Below are 17,956 nucleotides of genomic sequence, written 5' to 3'. Positions count from 1 at the left end.
AGGGGTTGCTATGTGTTCGAAAAAATGGGAAAATCTTTCTCCGACTTCGTAGCAAAACAAAGGCTGATCACCAACGCCATTAATCCTATGATTGACGCAGTAACCCCACTCTTTTATATTCGGAGATAACCAAACTCCAGTGTTCGCCATTTGTAATGGCGAACGACAGATAAACAGGATTTGTAATCCTAGTTTCGATCAGGCTGTAAATTGGAATTATAAATTCCTTTCATCTGTCCTCGCGATTGCAAATCACGGGGAGCGGGAGTCTTTTGAAAAATTTGTATCTTGGGTTAAAATTAATAACTAGATAAATGAATGATAATATCTATATCAGTGTAAATCATGAAGTCCTTGTTTGGGCAAGGGAATCGCTTGCACTGAATCGTGCTCAGACTTCTGAAAGTACGGGTATTTCACCAAGGCGTTTGGTTCAATTGGAATCGGGAGAAAAACAGCCCACTTTGGAGGAATTAAAGGTTTTTTCAAAAACCTACAAACGAACCATAGCAACACTCCTATTAAATAATCCACCAAAGGAGAAACCACTGCCACAGGACAGACGAACAATAGATTCAAAAGAACTTGGACACTTCCATGAGAAAACCATTATGTCGGTTCGTAAAGCAAGAGCATTGGCTCAATCCTTTGTTGAATTACGTGAAGAAATGGGCATTCCTTTTCCAAAATTCAATTTATCTGCTTCCATACAGGACAATCCGCAAGAAATTGCGGAAAAAATCCGCCAATTACTTGATTTGAATGAAATCAGGGAAATTGATAACATCAGAATTGCACTAGATGCTTACATTGAAAGAATTGAATCTTTGGGAGTGGCGGTATTTCAGCTAAGTCTTACACAAGATAATGTTAGAGGCTTTGCCATTGTTGACGACATCATTCCCATCATTGGAATTAAAAGAGGAGGGGAACCCCCCCATTCAAAAATTTTTACGTTGTTTCATGAATTAGGACACATCCTATTAAACGAAGGTGCGATAAGTGACTTGTCCTTAAATCCGATATGGGAATTAGAAAAGTGGTGCAATTCGTTTGCCGCTGAAGTTTTGATACCAACATCTGAACTTCTGCAAATGCAGATCTTAAATGATTACCAAAAACAAGGGCAGAAAATTTGGGCTAAAAAGGATTTGGTTGATTTGGCCAATCATTTTCATGTCGGGCCACTTGCCATTTTAAGAAGTCTTCTCGAAAAAGGTCTAACAACCAAAGTATTTTACAAGGAAAAACACGAAGAATGGAATAAGCCTCAATTTGGTAGAGCTAAGAATCCTGAAGGCAGAAATTTAGCCAAAGAAACGGTTCAGGAAAAAGGAAGAACATATATCGGCTTGGCTTTTAAAGCCTATGACCAAAACCGAATAAACTTAAAGGACTTGTCTGATTTTTTAGGCGTTAGGTTGTCTTACATTCCGAAAACTAGACATCTTCTTAACGCTTAAGGATGGATTTATTCAGCGAAGGAAATACGGTTTATGTAATTGATACCAGCGGACTTATCATGCTTGAGTCAACATTTAAGAAGGATAATCCTGTATTCGCTGCTATTTGGGAAGAAATTGAGGACTTAATAAAGCAAGGATGTTTCAAAACAATTGACTTTGTAGAACAAGAAATAAACGACTATGAAGGCAAAGAGGATTTTTTAAAAAAGTGGGTTAAAAAGTGGAAAAAGCATTTAGTGGTTGATACGGATGCAGCAAGTTTCAACGAAGCTATACCGATTATAAATGCTGAGTACAATACAGGCTTCTTAAATGCACGAAAACAAGCAGAAGGGAAAGAAGAAGCAGACCCATATTTAATTGGTTATTGCAAGGTGCATAATTGCACGCTGATTGCAAGTGAAAGCAAAACAAAGAACAATAAGATTCCAGCGGTTTCAAAAAGAAACGGAGTTCGTTGTATTGACATAAATGACTTTCTAATTGAAAGGGGATTAAAAATGGAAAGGAAAAAATAAAAAGTGTTTGAAATATGCCAGTCCCCCACAGTCACAAACATTGTCAAGCCGCATAATCGAACGCTCAAACCCAAGCTTGGCAAAGAGTGTGTCTTTCACAACGCTCGACAGAACCGATAGAAAAACGGACTGGTGAAGTGATTAAATTCAAATTCAGTTTTCCAATTAAAGTTTTTTAACATTTTTGTCCTCCGAAATCCCACACGAACGCCAAGCGCAGAACCGTAAGAGGAGGACAAGGTTTATTTTCAGGTTTGAGTGTTTTTAAATTATGATTATATTGTCATACAACCACTTAGACAACTTTGGAAAAGATGGAAACTAAGACAAGCAACCCAACAGACAGGGATAGCCCCAATAAAAACCATAAGGAAATCCCTGGAAACCCATCCACTGCAACAAGCAGTAAAATCAGATTGAATGACCGCTCCAATGGAAAGCCTCTGAGAGTTTTGTCGGAGGAGGATTGGCAGTTTTGGATCCATAATGGCTATATCGTCATCAAAAATGCCGTGCCAAAAGAACAGGTTGAAAGAACTACAGCATTCTTATGGGAATTTGAAGAAAAAAACCCCAACGATCCAAATACCTGGTATGTCAGGCCCAATCAGGAAATGGAGATGAAAGAATTGGTGGGGACCGGAATGGTTGAGGTCTATAACCATCAGGAATTATGGAACAACAGGCAAGTGCCCAAAGTTTATGATGCATTTGTGGATATCTGGGGGACTGAAAAACTGTGGGTAACCATCGACAGGGCGAACCTGAATTTTCCTATCAGGCCAGGTCATACCTACAAAGCATTTATCCATTGGGATTATGACCCTGAAACAAAACCACAGAATGTTCAGGGTGTTTTGGCTTTGGCTGATCAGACAGATGAAAATATGGGGGGTTTTCAATGTATCCCTGAGTTGTACAGGAATTATGATATGTGGAAGCAGACCCAACCTGAAGACAGAAACCGGTTTCAACCGGATATTTCAGAATTCAAAGATCAGATCGTCAAAGTGAAACTGGAAGCTGGTGATTTATTGATCTTCAACAGCACACAACCCCACGGTATCAGGGTCAATAATTCCGATAAAGTCCGTATTGCCCAATACATATCCATGATGCCTGCAGAAGAAGAAAATGAAGCACTCAAACAATGGCGTATCAATTCCTGGAAAAACAGAATTGCTCCGTCAGGTTATGCCTTCCCCGGAGATCCAAGAAATTGGGAACAGAACAAATATCGCGTAGCTGAACTTTCTGACCTCGGTAAGAAACTGTTGGGATTGGAGAAGTGGGATTTGAAGGATGAGGGAGAAAGGATGAAGGTAGAGGGTTGAATGACCTTTGAGGTTTTTAATACCTCGAAGTACTTTATCAAAAAGTGTCAAGTAAAACCATGGCGTGACAGCCCACTATAGGCTGATTACTGTCGACGAATTTAATTGTCCTCATCTTCTTCTTTTACCACTTTGGGATAGCGGATAATCACATCAATAATACCTGAGTCTAACATGCCTAGTTCGTGTGCCGCTGCCCGGGATAAATCAATGATTCTACCTCGACGATAAGGACCTCTGTCATTAATTCGGACAGAAACAGATTTCCCATTTACAGGATTGACAACTTCTACTTCGGTATCAAATGGCAAGGAACGGTGGGCTGCTGTAAGTTCTTGGTTTTCAAAAACCTCTCCACTCGCTGTTTTTTTACCATCAAACCTGCGTGCATAGTAGCTGGCTTTTCCTTCGACTTCTTCCATTTCGATTTCTTTATGACTACAGCCTACAACAAGAAAAAACAAAGTGAAAATTGAAAAAACTGTGTAAAAGACGGATTTCGATAGTTTCATGATTTTAATATAATGAAAAAACGTAACAAAATCATCTTAGTTATGGATTTCCATTAACCCTAAAGGTAAAATAGACATCTCTCTTTATACCATTGATCTCGATTATATTTTCTGTCATGCCGTTCTTTCGGTACTCTAAATGCCTTCATTGGGCAGTCTGAAGACTGCAATGTGGTGGTCCAAGTCTGAAGACTTGAACCATTCCTGTCGCATACCCGTATTTGGTCATCGGACAAACTTACTCCTTAATTACACTCCCTTTCCCCCTATTTCCTACTCATCTCATATCTTAAATCTCACGTCTCATGTCTTAAAAAGAATACCCCACCTGACTCCCTCTCTCCGGATCAAGTTCTACTTTGGCGTAGACTTCTATTTCCTGTTGGAGTTCTTCGACGTGGGAGATGATGCCTACGATGCGGTTTTCGTGGCGGAGGGATTTGAGGGTTTCGAAGACGACTCGGAGGGAATTTCTGTCCAAGGCGCCAAAGCCTTCATCCAGAAAGAAGAATGACTGATCGGCCTGATTGAGGGATTTGACTTTTTCGGCCAAGGCAAGGGCCAGACATAAGGAAGCCTGAAAAGTCTGTCCACCGGATAGGGTTTTGAGCAGGCGTTTTTTGCCGCCGTTCAGGTAATCTACAACCCAAAAGGTATTGTTGTCGTCAATCTCCAAACTGAGACTGTTTTTGGTGAGTTTCAAAAAGCGGAGGTTGGCCGTGGCACAGAGTTCTTTGAGATAAATTGAACTGACGTATTTTACAAAGCCGCTGCCTTTGAAAAGCCTTTCCAATTCCCTGAGGTTGGTTTCCCGCTTTTCCAGTTCACCAAAAGTCACTTGGAGTTTTTGTTTTTCTTCCAGCTTCCCTTTGATGGAAATAAGCTCCTGATCAAGCAGGGTGAAGGATTTTTTGATAGCTTCCAAAGCGGACTTTTCTACCTGAAGCCTATTTTGCAATTGGGTGAATGCTTCCTGATCGAAACTGTTGACTCCGGGTTGGGCCTGCAGTTCTTCCACTTTGTTTTTGACCAAAAGGCTCCTGTCTTCAAACTGCCTGATTTCTGCATCTACTTTGTCCGCGTCCAAAGAATGATAGAAAAGGGCTATCAATTTTTCCTCATCTTCAAACCCATAAGTGACTTTAAGGGATTCGAATTCCTTTTGCAGTTCAGTTATTTTGGTGGAGGTACTTTGTGCCTGGTTCTCAAAGTTTTTCAGGTTGGCCAGGTTGGTGGCCTGTTTGGTTCTTGTTTCCAAAAGTACCTTTTGTTTACCGGAAAGTTTGAAAGCTGTTTCCTCTATGTCCTGTTGGACTTTTTGAATGGTCTGTTCGATAGCAGCCTTGTCTTTTTCGAAAAATGGCTTACAGAAAATGGGGTCTTTGATCTCTTCTTTTTTGGCTGAAATTTTACTGCTCAGTCCCAATAAAGTTTGTTCCGCCTCCCGGATTTGTTTTTCTTCTTTTTCATATTCAATTTGGTTTTCTTCCAAGTTCTTCCTCAATTCCTTGATCTGTTGTAGCAGTTTTTCTCTTCTTTGGATTGCCTTGTCGGAATTTTGGATCAGTGTACTTAATGTCTCTTTGGTATCCACTTGATGGGAAAGCAAACCCTTCTTTAGTTGCTTAATCTGTTCAGAGAGGGAATTTATTTCTGTTTCTGTTTTGGCCTTATTGCTGAGTTGGTTATCCAGTCTGATCTGTTGCTCGGAAAGGGTTTGTTTCCAGATTATGATCTGCTCCAACATGTTTTTTGCCGATTCAATTTCCTTGTTCTTCGATTCCAGTGCGTTGTTTTCAGTTTCTGTTAAGGGGTGAGGGTGATCCGTTGCTCCGCAAAGTGGACATGCTTCTCCTGCAATCAGGAGGTGGACATGTGCGGCCAAACCGGATTGTTGGATCAATTTTTCTTTCCCGGAGTCGAGTTTTTGGATGGTTAGTTTTTGGGAACTGATCCATTCCTCAAATGAATGGTTTGGTTCCGGTAGTTTTTCTTTCAGGGTTTCTATTTGTGCCGTTATGCTTTCTGTGGAGCCCATTATTTCGTTGGCTTCTTTTTGTCTTTCTTTGATTTGGCTTTCCCAATTATCCCAATCCTTGGCTAATCCTTTCAGTTCGGACAGGGTATTGCTGTCAGGAGTAATGATGCTTTCAGATTCATCTTCCAGCCTTTTTATCTGCTCTTTAATTGCTGACAATGCCTCCTTTTTCGATTCCAGATCAGGTTTTAAGGTTGCTGTTATTGTTTTGGCTGCCTCAAATTCTGCGTTTAGATTCTTGATTTCAATTACCTTTTTCAGGTCACGGATCTTGGTTTCCCTTTCTGATTTTTTTTCTGCTTTTTCTTTCAGATCAAGCTCTTCCTTTACTAGCTGTTCAATTTCTTGTTCATAATTGTCTTTGAACCGCTTGCAGTCTGTGACACTGACACGGTATTTCTCCAATTCAGCATTTTTCTCAGTGATCTGTTCCCAAACCGGCTTTAGATAAGTTTTTGCTTTTAGGAAGTCTTTCCAAATGGCTTTCTTGTTTTCTATTTCAGGCCTTTTGTTATTCAATATCTCCCATTCTTTCAAAAAACCCTGTAATTGTAAATGCTTGCTTTGGACTTCCTCCTGCTTTTTGAATGTCTGTTCAGTTTGCCTGAAAATTCTATCACCTTTTTCCGCTTGGAGGGCAATTTCCCTGATCAAGTCTGTTTTTTCAGCCAATAATTCAGGAGTTATTTCTTCCAAAGCTCCCAATTGTGTTTCTAAGCGTATCTTTTCATCCTTGAGGTTTCTGAGCAAAGTCCCAGTCTTGAAAGCCAAATCAAACCGCTCCAAACCGAACAGTTCCTTCATCATCTCTGCCCTTGGGCCGGGAGTCAGGTCGATAAACTCCCTGAATTTGCCCTGTGGGATGATGACGGTCTGTTTGAAATGTTCCTTTTTCATGCCCACAAGGTCTTCCGCCCTTTGTGTCAATGGCTCCAAGTGATCCCCTGTTTTTAGGTAAAAAGTGTGCTCGGCAGGTTTGACATCCTCAAAGTTTTTGGGATTCCTTTTGGCAGCATATCGGGCTAAATAGGTATTGACATTGTTTTTTCCGGCCCGGAATTCGAATGTGATCAAGAGTGCTTCGCTTTGGAGGTTGACCATGCTGTTTTTTTCTCCACGGTCCGAAAGCCTTTCAGTGCTGCCATACAGGGCCAATAAAATGGCTTCCAGGATAGAAGACTTTCCACTGCCCACTGCCCCAAATATCCCGAACAGCCCCGCTGCGGTCAACTGGTCAAATTCTATGACCTGTTTTTCTTTGTATGAATATAATCCTTGAATTTCTAATCTGATTGGAATCATTGTTTTTCTATTTAAAAGTTTGGGGCTTGATAAGACCAGACCTGCCAGGTTTTAAAAACCTGGCAGGTCTTTACCCATCAGGCTTTTCTCCCTGGCTGATAACTTCTTTAAAAATGCCGAGCAATTCGTCATTGGGTTCCTGCCCGCGTTCACTTTTGAAATACATCCTGAAAAGACTGACCATATCTTTTTCAAGGTCTTCAGCTTTCAGGCTCAAGCTTTCCTGACCTTGCGGATTTTTGATCTGTGGAATCAGGTTGACAATGCCGTCATGGGCTTTCATGATGGCTTTTCTGGTGGCAGCATCTATGGAATGTTCCGTGATAAAAGTGATTTCGACAAAACAGTATGGGCTTTCCTCCAACCATTGAAGCGAGTCGGGGAGGTTGTCAAAAGTCTTTCTACATAGCGGCCTTCCCTTTTCCAGACCGACAGCACGGTGATTTACCTTTTCTCCGGGTTTGGCCTCTATGATGACCACCTGCTTTTGCTGATCGGCTTCGCTGAAGGAATAGGCCAGGGGAGAGGAGGAATATACAATCGGAAATGGTTCCTTGCCAACAGCATGGTACCGGTGCAAATGACCCAAAGCGGCATATTGGATCCGTTTGGGGATATGATGGGTGTAGAGTGCCTGCGTGCCGCCAACATGGAGAATAGGACGCTCGGATTCGGGTTCAGCTTCCGGTGTTTGCCCTTCTTTGACAAAAAAGAAATGGCCTATAAATAAGTTGATCCCTTCTTCATCGCAATACTTGTCTGCCAAAGTTTCCCATTTTCCGGCCAACAGATCCCTGAATTCCTGTTCCCGGTCCACTTCTCCCAAGTAGGTTCTAAGTAGCACTTCATTGGCGTAGGGAGCCAGGATGATTCTGATGGGAGATTCATGTTTCGGTAGTTTCATTTCCACAAATCCGGATTCGGATTGTAAGATTTCTATCCCGTTTTCAAATTTCCCTGTTGGGATCACGGTATCATATCGGCTGTAAAAAAAGATGCCCATTTCCCGGGCCAATGGATCAGGGGCTTCTACAAACTGTGTGCTGTCATGATTGCCGGAAATGGCGATGATGGGTCTTTGACAATTGTTGGAAAGCCTTTTGAGGGTTTTGTAGAGCAGTTCCACTGCTTCGTGACTGGGATTGAAGCTGTCAAAAATATCTCCTGCCAGCAGGACCAAATCCACTTGTTCAGATTCTGCGATCTGAATGATTTCTTTGAGTACTTCCTTTTGTTCTTCGAGCCTGGAATATTCCTGTAATCTTTTTCCCAAATGCCAGTCTGCGGTGTGGAGGATTTTGACCATATTTGTTTTTTCCGTGTAGGAGGTTAGCTTTGTAAAAGACCTGTACTTGTTTTTGATGACATGCACAGGTTTTTAATTTTGATTAAAGTTAAAAGCTTAGTCATTGCGTTCCAAATGCGCAAAGTGCTAAAAACAACAATTGGCACATTATTTGCAAAAAGGCGAAAATGAATATGAAATACTTTACATTACTTTTCTTCTTGATCATCAGTCCATTAATGGTTTCGGCCGGAGATGAAAGACCATCTTCAGTGGAGTCCTTAAAAATCCAGGAGGGCGTTGCCAGTTATTATGGAACAAAATTCCATCTCCGTAAAACAGCCAACGGAGAGATTTTTGATATGACCGAAATGACTGCTGCCCATAAAAATCTCCCATTCGGGACCATGCTGAAAGTGACCAACCTGAAAAACGGCAGAGAAGTTTGGGTCAGAATCAATGACAGACTCCCACAAACATCAAGAAGAATAATAGATTTGTCCAAAGGTGCCGCCGAGGAACTGAAAATGGTTCAGGATGGTATCGTCAAGGTAAAATTGGAAGTTCCCGATGAGGATTCGGTAGCTTCTTTAATGGAGCATTATCAGGATGAAAAACCCGAGGATATCAGATTGAGGGTCTATGAAAATCCGATAGTGATTGAAAGACCTGACTTTTATGAATTGTTTTTGGATATCAATTTGGAGAAGGGTTTGATTGCTTTGAAGTGATTTTTCCCATTAAAAATGCTTTTTTTCTAAATATTCCCTGAGTTCTTTATTATCATAAAAATTTTCCGGGAGTTGGATTTTGTCTGAATTTCTTAAGATAATTTCTTCTTTTTTAATATCATTCTCATCTAATACCAATGTATTAAGGTAGTTCTCAACAATGCTTGATAAACTCCTGTGAGTTTTCTGTGCATATATTTTAACCTTTTTAATTGTGGACTCATCTAAAGTAAGTATCAATTTTTTAGTCATGCCACATGTTTTTATTTTCAGTTGTAAGAAAATGTAAAAAATCTTTAGTGAAAACTTGCTTTTTAATAATGGGGGGGGGGGGTTATATTAGCCTAATAATTAGAAATTCACTCTTATCAAAAGTCGTAAGTAAATTTAACTTAAAAAACCTATGAAAAATATCCTTAAAATTTTTGCAATGATTTGTTTTTTCGTAACAACTATGCTTTCACTTTCCAATTTAGACAATGGAGTCAATGCCCAAACTAGTAATTGGCAAATGCCTGAACCAAGATATTGTCCACAATCATTAATGTATGCGACTGATTGTAGTGCAGCTGGAATGGGATGCATAACTGTACAATGTAAAATAATAATTAATTGAAAAATTATAATCTTTATAATATTCTTCTTATTATTTTAAATTTTCACGTTAAAAATCAAAGAAGGAGTGTTTGATATTAATGCGTCTTTTTCCTTAAGGAAAATATGTTTGGGTCTCATGATGTTGTCTTATAGCTGCAATTCCAAACAAGTAGATAACAAGGCGATTGAAGGTTTCGATCAGGATCCCGAGTTTACAATATTTGTTGAAAAAGAAATAAACGTGGAAAATCTTTTTGAAATCAATCAGATTGTTCCACTGGAAATTGACAAAGAAAATTTTCTTGTTGATATATACCGGCTTCAAGTTTTTGAGGATAATTTCTTTTTATTAGATAAGGTTTTTGGAACTCTGTTGAGGTTTTCTGGGGACGGGAAGCCAATGGCAAAAATCGGGGAGTTTGGAAATGGCCCTGAGGAATCTCCTGACATAGCAGATTTTACGCTTGACAGGAAAGAGAAAGAATTGATTTTGCTGAGCATAGAGGAGAGGTCAATTTCCTTCTTTGATTTGGACGGAAATTTCAAAAGGAAAATCAGATTGAAAAACCAATCGGATATGTTGTCAATCAATCAGGATCGGAATATAGGGATGTCAATCACCTATTTCAATGAAGATTATTCAAATTTTGAGTTGATCGATAATTCCGGCAAAAGAATACAAACAATGTTTCCATTCCCACAAGGGGTTTTTCCGATTGGCCTGAAAAATATCTCAGGCCATATCACTAGGAGTCATTCTGGAGGATTTTTGTATCAAGAGCCTGCCAACAGTGTGATTTTTGAGATCAAAGGTGATGAAGCATATCCAAAGTACCAATTCGAAAGTAGGGATCCCATGTGGCCCCGGGAAAAAAAGCACCAATTAAATGAATACTTTCAGGAAGTCGCGTCGGGGAAAATATCCTTTCCGACACGTTTTTTTGAAGAATCGGAGGGCCATCTTTTTTTTGGGTGGAATCAAAGAAAACGTCCTTCTTCCCAGAAAGTTGTTGATTTTAGAATTGGGGTATTTGATAAAGAAACCAAACAGACCTTTTTAACAAAAGAGTGTAAATTATCTGGATTGATGTCTGGGCCCATGGCTTTTGAGGGGGATTCCATTTACTTTATTATATCCATGTTCCATCTAATGGAGTTGTCAGAAGAACCAATTCTGGAGAAACACAAAAATGCCATTGCTCAAATTCAAAAATCAAAACCGGATATGGATACACCTGTACTAGTGAAAATGAGTTTGAATTAATTCTAAAATTCATTTATACATCATTATTTTAACAATGCATTTTAATCTTATTTCTGAAAAATAAATTTACAACTAACATCTAAATCAAATTTTATGAAGAGGTTTATTTTGATTACAGCAACTCTAATTTTATTATTAGTTACAGGTTTTTTTAGTTTTGAAACAACCAATCATGCAAATGCGAGTAATTTTCTAAAAATGCCCGAAGCAAGATTGTGCTTTGGGGGTCAACGTTATTATACTGATTGTACAGGTTGGGGAGCTGGCTGCAATCCTCATAGCTGTGATGAAGGGAATCACCAATAGTACAAAATACTAGTTTAGGATTAGTTCCTTATTTAATAAATTGTGATTCATTATTTAGCTGATGCACAGATTTTGTCTGTGCATCAGTTATTATTTCAGGTGAGTCAATCCATAGTATGAAATTCTATTGGAGGGTAATAAAGAAGTTGAATAGTGAATTTTAGGTATTCAATAGATTTCCTTCAAATCTTTTAACAAATTTATTTTTGACTTTTATTAATTATTTAGTTTTTTTGAAAATACATTATACCTTACAACCTTATGCAACATATCAGGCTATTGGTAATTTTTATTTTTCTCCTTCCGATTTACATGTCCTGCAAGGAAGAAAAATCAGCCAGTCAGGACCAGCCACTCGAATCTTTCAGGGGTGAGGTGGCGGCCACACCCGTCCGTACCGCAATGGCAGATCGAAAGACCTTTGATTACCTGATCAATGCATCGGGAAAGATTGAGGCCGTGGATCAGATTATGGTGGTGGCAGAGAGATCCGGCTACTTGGATGAACTCTCAGTCAAAGAAGGGGATTATGTGGAAAAAGGAAAATTCCTTGCCCGGATGGATCAGACCGAAAGTCAGATCAAACTGGAAAAAGCAAGGATTGCCGTAAAAAGTGCCGCAGTGACCTATCAGTCCGAGGCATTTAATTTTCCGACCATTCTCAATGACACCACTGACCTGCGCAAGCTGGAAATAGAACAATACCTCATGGTCAAAAGCGGTCAATATGCAGCTGAGATTGATCTGAAAGAAGCAGAACTTGACCTGGAAAAAACCATCATCAAAGCTCCCACCTCCGGCCGTATAGCCGACTTGAAAACCAAAAGGGGCAGCATGGTCAATGCAGGAGACGAGCTTTTTGAAATCATCAACACCAACCAACTGGAACTCAAAGTCAAAGTCCTGGAATCGGACATCAACCTGATTTCTTTGGGACAAAAAGCGGAGATCTTCCCCGTTGGAGGAGCTGCGGAAGGCATCACCGGAACAGTCAAAAGCATCAATCCCAAAGTAGATGAAAATGGACTTGTTCAGGTAGGGATCCTGATCGCACAGTCCAAAGGATTGTTGCCAGGAATGAACGCCCGGGCTATTATCCGGGCCCCTCAGAACAATAGTATTGTCGTGCCAAAAGAAGCATTGGTGTACCGCTCTCAAAGGCCTGTGGTCTTTACGATTGAAAAAGACGAATCCAAATGGAATTATGTAGAGGTAGGAAAGGACAACGGGAAGGAAGTGGAAATCCTGAGCGGTATAGAACCGGGCATGACAGTAATCACCTCCAATAACCTGCAATTGGCCCATCAGGCACCTGTACAAATCTTAAAAGACTAAGTGGGATGGTAAGGTTTTTATTGGCAAGACCCATAGCTGTTTTAATGACTTTTTTGGCACTGATGGTTTTTTCTGTCATTGTGTTCAGAACATTGCCCATTTCCCTGCTGCCCCCCATAGATGTCCCACAGATAGTGGTCAAGGTCAGTTATCCCAATGCTTCACCGGAAGCCATAGAACAAAATGTTCTTTCTCCCATCAGGGAAGGTCTGATGACCCTGAACGGACTGGAGGACATGGAAAGCAAGTCAGGGTCTGAAGTGGGGACCATCCGCCTGACTTTTGATTTTGGCACCAAAATGGAACTGGCCTATATCGATGTCAATGAAAAGATTGACCGGATGACCAATTCCTTGCCCTCCGATCTCAGCCGTCCACAGGTCATCCGCATCAATACCAATGATATCCCCGTCGTACGGGTGCAGGTCGTACCAAAACCTGGTTTTGATTTTACCGAAATCAGTCTCCTGACTGAGAATGTGCTCAAAAAAAGGCTGGAGCAATTGGAAGGTGTCTCACTGGTCGATATCAATGGCAAAAAAGACAGGATCATTACCGTTAGTCCCAACAAATCAGCACTCAGGGCTTTTGGTATGTCTGAGGAAAATGTCATCAATGCCATCAAATTTGGCAATGAGGAGCTTCCGGGAATCAGTGTGGAGGATGGTCAGTTCCGGTATTACCTCAGACTGGCCACCCGGGTCGATTCTCCTTCAGACATTATGAAATTGCCGGTTACCTCCGAAGAGGGTGTGACCATCGATCTGGGAAGGGTTGCTGATGTCCAATATGAGATCAATGATGTGTTGGGTTACCATCTTTTTGGTGAAACGGAAGGCCTCGTCATCACTGTCCACAAACAAGCCTCAGCCAAAATGAACGAGTTGCTTCCCAAGCTTTATGAAGCGATTGACATTTTCAGGGAAGATTATCCACAGGTGGATTTTGAACTTACCCAGGACCAATCGGTACTGCTCAATGCAGGTATAAGCAACTTGCAGACGAGTTTGTTGTTTGGCGGATTGTTTGCTTTTGGGGTGCTATTTGTCTTTATGGGCAATTACCGTACTCCCGTGATTATCGGAATATCCTTGCCGACTTCTTTATTGATCAGCTTTTTGGTTTTTTACTTTTTTGATATTTCCATCAATGTCATTTCCCTGTCAGGGCTTGCTTTGGGTCTGGGAATGTTGATTGACAATTCCATCATTGTATTGGATAATATCACCAGAAAAAGAAAAGATGGTCTGCCACTTTTTGAGGCCTGTGTGGAAGGAGTGAATGAAGTCATGTCAGCTTTGATCAGCTCTGTGTTGACCACATTGGCGGTATTTATCCCCTTGGTGTTTCTCAGTGGGATTTCCGGAGCGTTGTTTTTTGATCAGGCGGTTTCAGTTGCTGCGATATTGGGCGTTTCACTGATGGTGGCATTTATTTTTCTCCCCATGCTCTACCAGTTTTTCTTTAGGAGAAAAGCAGAAAAAGCTGTCACCGATGAAGACAGCAGGGTTTTTCTTGGGATTCTACGAGGATATAAATCATTGTATAAAAAGATATTCAGTCACAGGAAACTCAGTTTTGGGATATTCCTATTGTTGATTCCTATTGGTCTTGGACTGGCTTATTTGTTGGATACAAGTGGACTTCCTCCGATTGAGAAGTTTGATGCAGTGGTGTCTATTGACTGGAACGAACCCATAGGAGTGGAGCAAAATAAAGATAGGGTCATGTCCTTGTTGAATTCCCTGGAAGGAGCATATCTTAAATCCGAAAGTGATTTAGGGGTAAGACAGTTTCTGCTTTTTGACGGGGAGAGTTCTTTGCAGGAGGCGAGTCTGTATTTTCTTTTCGATACCCAGGAAGAGAAGACCGCTCAAATGCAAAAACTCAGGTCTTTGGTCATCAATAATTTCACCAATGCACAGATTGAAGTCACCGATGCCCCCAATGCCTTTGACCAACTCTTTGCTTCCAACATACCTTATTATGAAGTCAGGTGGAAGGATCTGGGAACCAAAAAGCCTATTGAGGAAGGCAGGATGGATGTCTGGTTGGAAGAATTTCCAGTGGAAGAATTTTCCAGAGGACCGGGTCTGCAAAAGGAAGCTTCCGTTATATTCCGGTTGGATGGGAGCAAACTTGCTCTTTATGGCATCAGTGCCACCGATCTTCAGGAACAGGTCAAGAGACTTTTTGGGATGTATTCCATCACGGATATCAAGCGGTTCGGGGAGATTACCCCCATCAGGCTCAAATCAAACAGGGCCAATTTTGAAGAGATTTTGAGAAGCAATTATCTGGCAGGAAAAGACGGCAATGAATATGCGCTGAGCAATTTTATCCGTTTTGATTACGAAAACCACTATAAATTTGTCACAGCTGACAAAGGGGGGATCTACCAATCCGTGCTGTTGGAATCGGATAATCCAAGTTCGTCCAATTCCGTGGTTTCTAGATGGGCAGCTGACCGAAACTTGGGAGTATCTTTCTTTGGGCAATATTTCAAGGACAAAGAGACCATTCAGGAATTGATAGGGATATTATTGGTGGCGGTATTGTTACTCTATTTTATCCTGTCAGCGCAATTTGAGAGTTTTGTTCAGCCCCTGATCGTGATTTTCACCCTTCCATTGGGAATAGCAGGAGCATTTATCGTGCTATTGCTTACAGGAACCTCCCTCAATGTCATGTCAGCCATCGGTCTTGTGGTCATGTTGGGCATCATGGTCAATGATGCCATTCTGAAAATCGATACCATCAACAGGTTAAGAATAAAATACAGTCAATCAATAGGAAGTGGGGAAGCCTTGGAAAGAGCCCTCTATGAAGCCGGAGAAATCAGGCTGAAGCCCATCCTGATGACCTCCGTCACTACCATCTTAGCCCTGCTACCGGTCGTCTTCAGTTCAGGTCTCGGAGCCGATTTGCAGCGACCTTTGGTCTTTTCAGTGATCGGAGGTTTGACGATTGGTACGTTTACGGCGTTGTATTTTGTGCCTTTGGCTTATTGGTTTGTGGGGAGAGGCGAGAGATTAGATGCGAGAAGCGAGAGACGAGAGGTTAGATATTAGAAGCGAGATTTGAGACAAAAGACGTGAGATGTGAGATTTGAGAACCAAGAGTCAAGAAACAAGAACCAAGATTGGGGAAAGAGGTAGGAAGGGAAGTTGAAGGAGAATGAGTGGTAGTCAGAAATAAGAAAAATGGTCAAGATAAAAGAAGGCCTATCCTTGTCACTTCGACGGCAGGAGAAGTCTGTTTCTCCACCTCAGGTTATTAGACCTTTCCTGCCTTCGAGGTGACAAGTAGAAGTAAATTGAAGCACGTTGAACATAAAAATTAAATCAATCGATTCAAAAACCATCCTTCAAAATTGGTGCACAGAGGAAGTCTGTTTTCCAATCTTAGCTTATTAGATCTCTCTCCACGATAGCTATCGGGATCGAGATGACAAGGTGAAGTCTTTCGTTTCTCTTCGATGTTAAATTGATTCAATCGTACCGGTATAATCATAAAATCAATCGAAAACCTCGCTAAACCAAATGAAAAAAGTGTTAAAAAATATAATAACAAAAAATGCTGTGAATTTGAACAAGAAAGCCTTAAATCCAAAGAGAAGTCTTGTCTCTTGTTTCTAAAGTCTAAAGTCTCACATCTCACATCTCACGTCTCACATCTCAAATCTAAAAATTGACTCCCTTCCGCATCATCATATCGTTCATCGTTCTTAGCATCATCGGGTTTGCGTTGGTGCCGAGGCTTTCTGTGGATCTGAATCCTAGGGAGCGGGAACCTGTGTTGACGGTGAGTTATGCGGTGCCGCAGTCAAGTCCTGAATTGGTGGAAAAACTAGCCACTTCTCCTTTGGAAGGTGCCCTGTCACAATTGGCGGATCTGAAGAAAATCAATTCATTGTCGAATTATGACAGGGGTTCGATTACCCTTCGATTTGACAAGGAGACGGATATGGAGTTCAAAAAATTTGAGGTGGCATCCATCATCCGGCAGGTTTATCCCTCTATGGACAGGAAGGTATCCTACCCCTTGGTTACCCAATCGGAAGATAGAAGAAATGACCTGAAAACCCCGATTCTGACCTATTCTGTCAATGGACCTTTTGCTTCTTTTGAAATAAAGAAAATAGCTGAGGATGTGCTGAAGACCTCATTGAACCGCTTTGAGGAAATAGAAGAAATCACCATTAGGGGAGCAAATGACCTGCAATTGTACGTCACCTATGATATCAAAAGGCTACAGGCTTTCAGGCTGTCCAAGTCCGATGTGGAAGCCGTCATCAGAAATGCCTTTGGCAGGACTTATCCCGGTTCTTTGGTCAACAACCGGGGAGAAACCCTTTTTATCCAGGTTGACCGCTCGCTCAACAGCCTCAGCCAACTTGAAAACCTGTTGGTCACCAACCGGGAAGGGAAGGAGATTTTCCTGAAAGATCTGGCAAGGTTGACCTTGGAAGAGGCAGAACCTTCTTCCTATTACCGTATCAACGGCAACAATTCCGTCACCTTATCCATCATCAACCGGGACGGGGTCAACAAAGTCCTTTTGGCCAAAAACATCAAAGCCGCCATTGAAGCCACAAAACCTTTGCTGCCGGCGGGATTTGAGGTCAGGATGGAAAATGATGATACAGAATTTTTGGAAAAGGAACTGAACAAGATTTATAAGCGCTCAGGGCTTTCCGTTTTGATTTTGATCATTTTCATATTCCTGATCAACAGAAACCTACGCTATCTCAGCATTTTGTTTTTGGGAATTGTGATCAACCTGAGTATTACTGGGATTATTCTTTACCTGATAAAGGTGGATATCCACTTGTATTCGCTTGCCGGATTAACGATTTCATTTGGGCTGATTGTCGACAATGCCATTATCATGATTGACCATCTGCACAAGCATAAGAACAGAAAGGTTTTTGTGGCCTTGTTGGCGGCATCGCTCACCACCATTGCAGCATTGATGATTGTTTTCTTTTTACCTGAAGAAGACAGGAAAAACCTGACCGAATTTTCAGTGGTGGTTGCGGTGATGCTTGCGGTTTCACTTTTGGTGGCTTTGCTTTTCACTCCGGCCATGTATGAGATTCTATTTGGACATAAAGCCAAAAAAGGCAGGGTACTGACCATGAAGCAGCTTAGAAAGAGGGTTAAGGCTTTTGGGGTTTACAGGAGAAGTATTGGTTTTGTGGCAAGGTTCAGGAAGACTTTTGTAACTGCTATTGTCCTGCTTTTTGGTCTTCCAGTATTTTTTCTT

General features: G+C 41.1%; 13 protein-coding genes. 9 read left to right on the top strand and 4 right to left on the bottom strand.

Annotation, left to right across the window (positions count from 1 at the left end):
• Positions 1-314: 314 nt before the first annotated feature.
• The 3 genes from ACEW8O_RS08055 (at position 315) to ACEW8O_RS08045 (ending at position 3,318) form a co-directional block, all read left to right on the top strand.
• The gene (locus ACEW8O_RS08055) at positions 315-1,463 is read left to right on the top strand and encodes a helix-turn-helix domain-containing protein (protein WP_373494105.1); all 1,149 of its coding nucleotides are present in this window, start codon (positions 315-317) and stop codon (positions 1,461-1,463) included.
• A gap of 2 nt (positions 1,464-1,465) precedes the next feature.
• Positions 1,466-1,984 carry a DUF4411 family protein gene (locus ACEW8O_RS08050; protein WP_373494104.1) on the top strand — a complete coding sequence of 173 codons (519 nt, stop codon included), beginning with the start codon at positions 1,466-1,468 and terminating at the stop codon, positions 1,982-1,984.
• Between the two features lie 314 nt (positions 1,985-2,298).
• The gene (locus tag ACEW8O_RS08045) at positions 2,299-3,318 is read left to right on the top strand and encodes a phytanoyl-CoA dioxygenase family protein (RefSeq protein ID WP_373494103.1); all 1,020 of its coding nucleotides are present in this window, start codon (positions 2,299-2,301) and stop codon (positions 3,316-3,318) included.
• Positions 3,319-3,419: 101 nt separating this feature from the next.
• Here the strand turns inward: ACEW8O_RS08045 and ACEW8O_RS08040 are convergent, their stop codons facing one another.
• The 3 genes from ACEW8O_RS08040 to ACEW8O_RS08030 all read right to left on the bottom strand — a co-directional run bounded on the left by ACEW8O_RS08040 (position 3,420) and on the right by ACEW8O_RS08030 (position 8,476).
• Positions 3,420-3,830 (bottom strand): septal ring lytic transglycosylase RlpA family protein, encoded by a 411-nt coding sequence (locus ACEW8O_RS08040; protein ID WP_373494102.1) that lies wholly within the window; start codon positions 3,828-3,830, stop codon positions 3,420-3,422.
• A 310-nt stretch (positions 3,831-4,140) separates the two neighbouring features.
• The gene (locus ACEW8O_RS08035) at positions 4,141-7,170 is read right to left on the bottom strand and encodes an AAA family ATPase (RefSeq protein WP_373494101.1); all 3,030 of its coding nucleotides are present in this window, start codon (positions 7,168-7,170) and stop codon (positions 4,141-4,143) included.
• A 70-nt stretch (positions 7,171-7,240) separates the two neighbouring features.
• Complete coding sequence (locus ACEW8O_RS08030) at positions 7,241-8,476, bottom strand: exonuclease SbcCD subunit D (RefSeq protein WP_373494106.1); 1,236 nt, start codon at positions 8,474-8,476, stop codon at positions 7,241-7,243.
• A gap of 173 nt (positions 8,477-8,649) precedes the next feature.
• Here ACEW8O_RS08030 and ACEW8O_RS08025 point away from each other — a divergent pair, with 173 nt between their 5' ends.
• Entirely contained in the window at positions 8,650-9,186 is a 537-nt protein-coding gene (locus tag ACEW8O_RS08025; RefSeq protein ID WP_373494100.1) for a septal ring lytic transglycosylase RlpA family protein, read from the top strand.
• Positions 9,187-9,195: 9 nt separating this feature from the next.
• On the opposite strand, the gene ACEW8O_RS08020 is transcribed toward ACEW8O_RS08025, so the two are convergent.
• The gene (locus ACEW8O_RS08020) at positions 9,196-9,438 is read right to left on the bottom strand and encodes a DUF6364 family protein (protein WP_373494099.1); all 243 of its coding nucleotides are present in this window, start codon (positions 9,436-9,438) and stop codon (positions 9,196-9,198) included.
• Between the two features lie 151 nt (positions 9,439-9,589).
• Here ACEW8O_RS08020 and ACEW8O_RS08015 point away from each other — a divergent pair, with 151 nt between their 5' ends.
• The 5 genes from ACEW8O_RS08015 to ACEW8O_RS07995 form a co-directional block, all read left to right on the top strand.
• Positions 9,590-9,802 carry a hypothetical protein gene (locus tag ACEW8O_RS08015; RefSeq protein ID WP_373494098.1) on the top strand — a complete coding sequence of 71 codons (213 nt, stop codon included), beginning with the start codon at positions 9,590-9,592 and terminating at the stop codon, positions 9,800-9,802.
• 117 nt (positions 9,803-9,919) lie between these two features.
• Positions 9,920-11,047 (top strand): 6-bladed beta-propeller, encoded by a 1,128-nt coding sequence (locus ACEW8O_RS08010; protein ID WP_373494097.1) that lies wholly within the window; start codon positions 9,920-9,922, stop codon positions 11,045-11,047.
• Between the two features lie 567 nt (positions 11,048-11,614).
• The gene (locus ACEW8O_RS08005; protein WP_373494096.1) at positions 11,615-12,688 is read left to right on the top strand and encodes an efflux RND transporter periplasmic adaptor subunit; all 1,074 of its coding nucleotides are present in this window, start codon (positions 11,615-11,617) and stop codon (positions 12,686-12,688) included.
• Between the two features lie 5 nt (positions 12,689-12,693).
• Complete coding sequence (locus tag ACEW8O_RS08000) at positions 12,694-15,759, top strand: efflux RND transporter permease subunit (protein ID WP_373494095.1); 3,066 nt, start codon at positions 12,694-12,696, stop codon at positions 15,757-15,759.
• Positions 15,760-16,378: 619 nt separating this feature from the next.
• Positions 16,379-17,956, top strand: a 1,578-nt coding sequence (locus ACEW8O_RS07995) for an efflux RND transporter permease subunit (protein WP_373494094.1), incomplete at its 3' end; no start/stop codon positions are given.

Origin of the sequence: Aquiflexum sp. (assembly GCF_041749095.1) — a bacterium.
Lineage (GTDB): Bacteria > Bacteroidota > Bacteroidia > Cytophagales > Cyclobacteriaceae > Aquiflexum.
The sequence above is the reverse complement of the archived record's forward strand: the minus strand, read 5'-3'. Positions and strand labels throughout refer to the sequence as shown.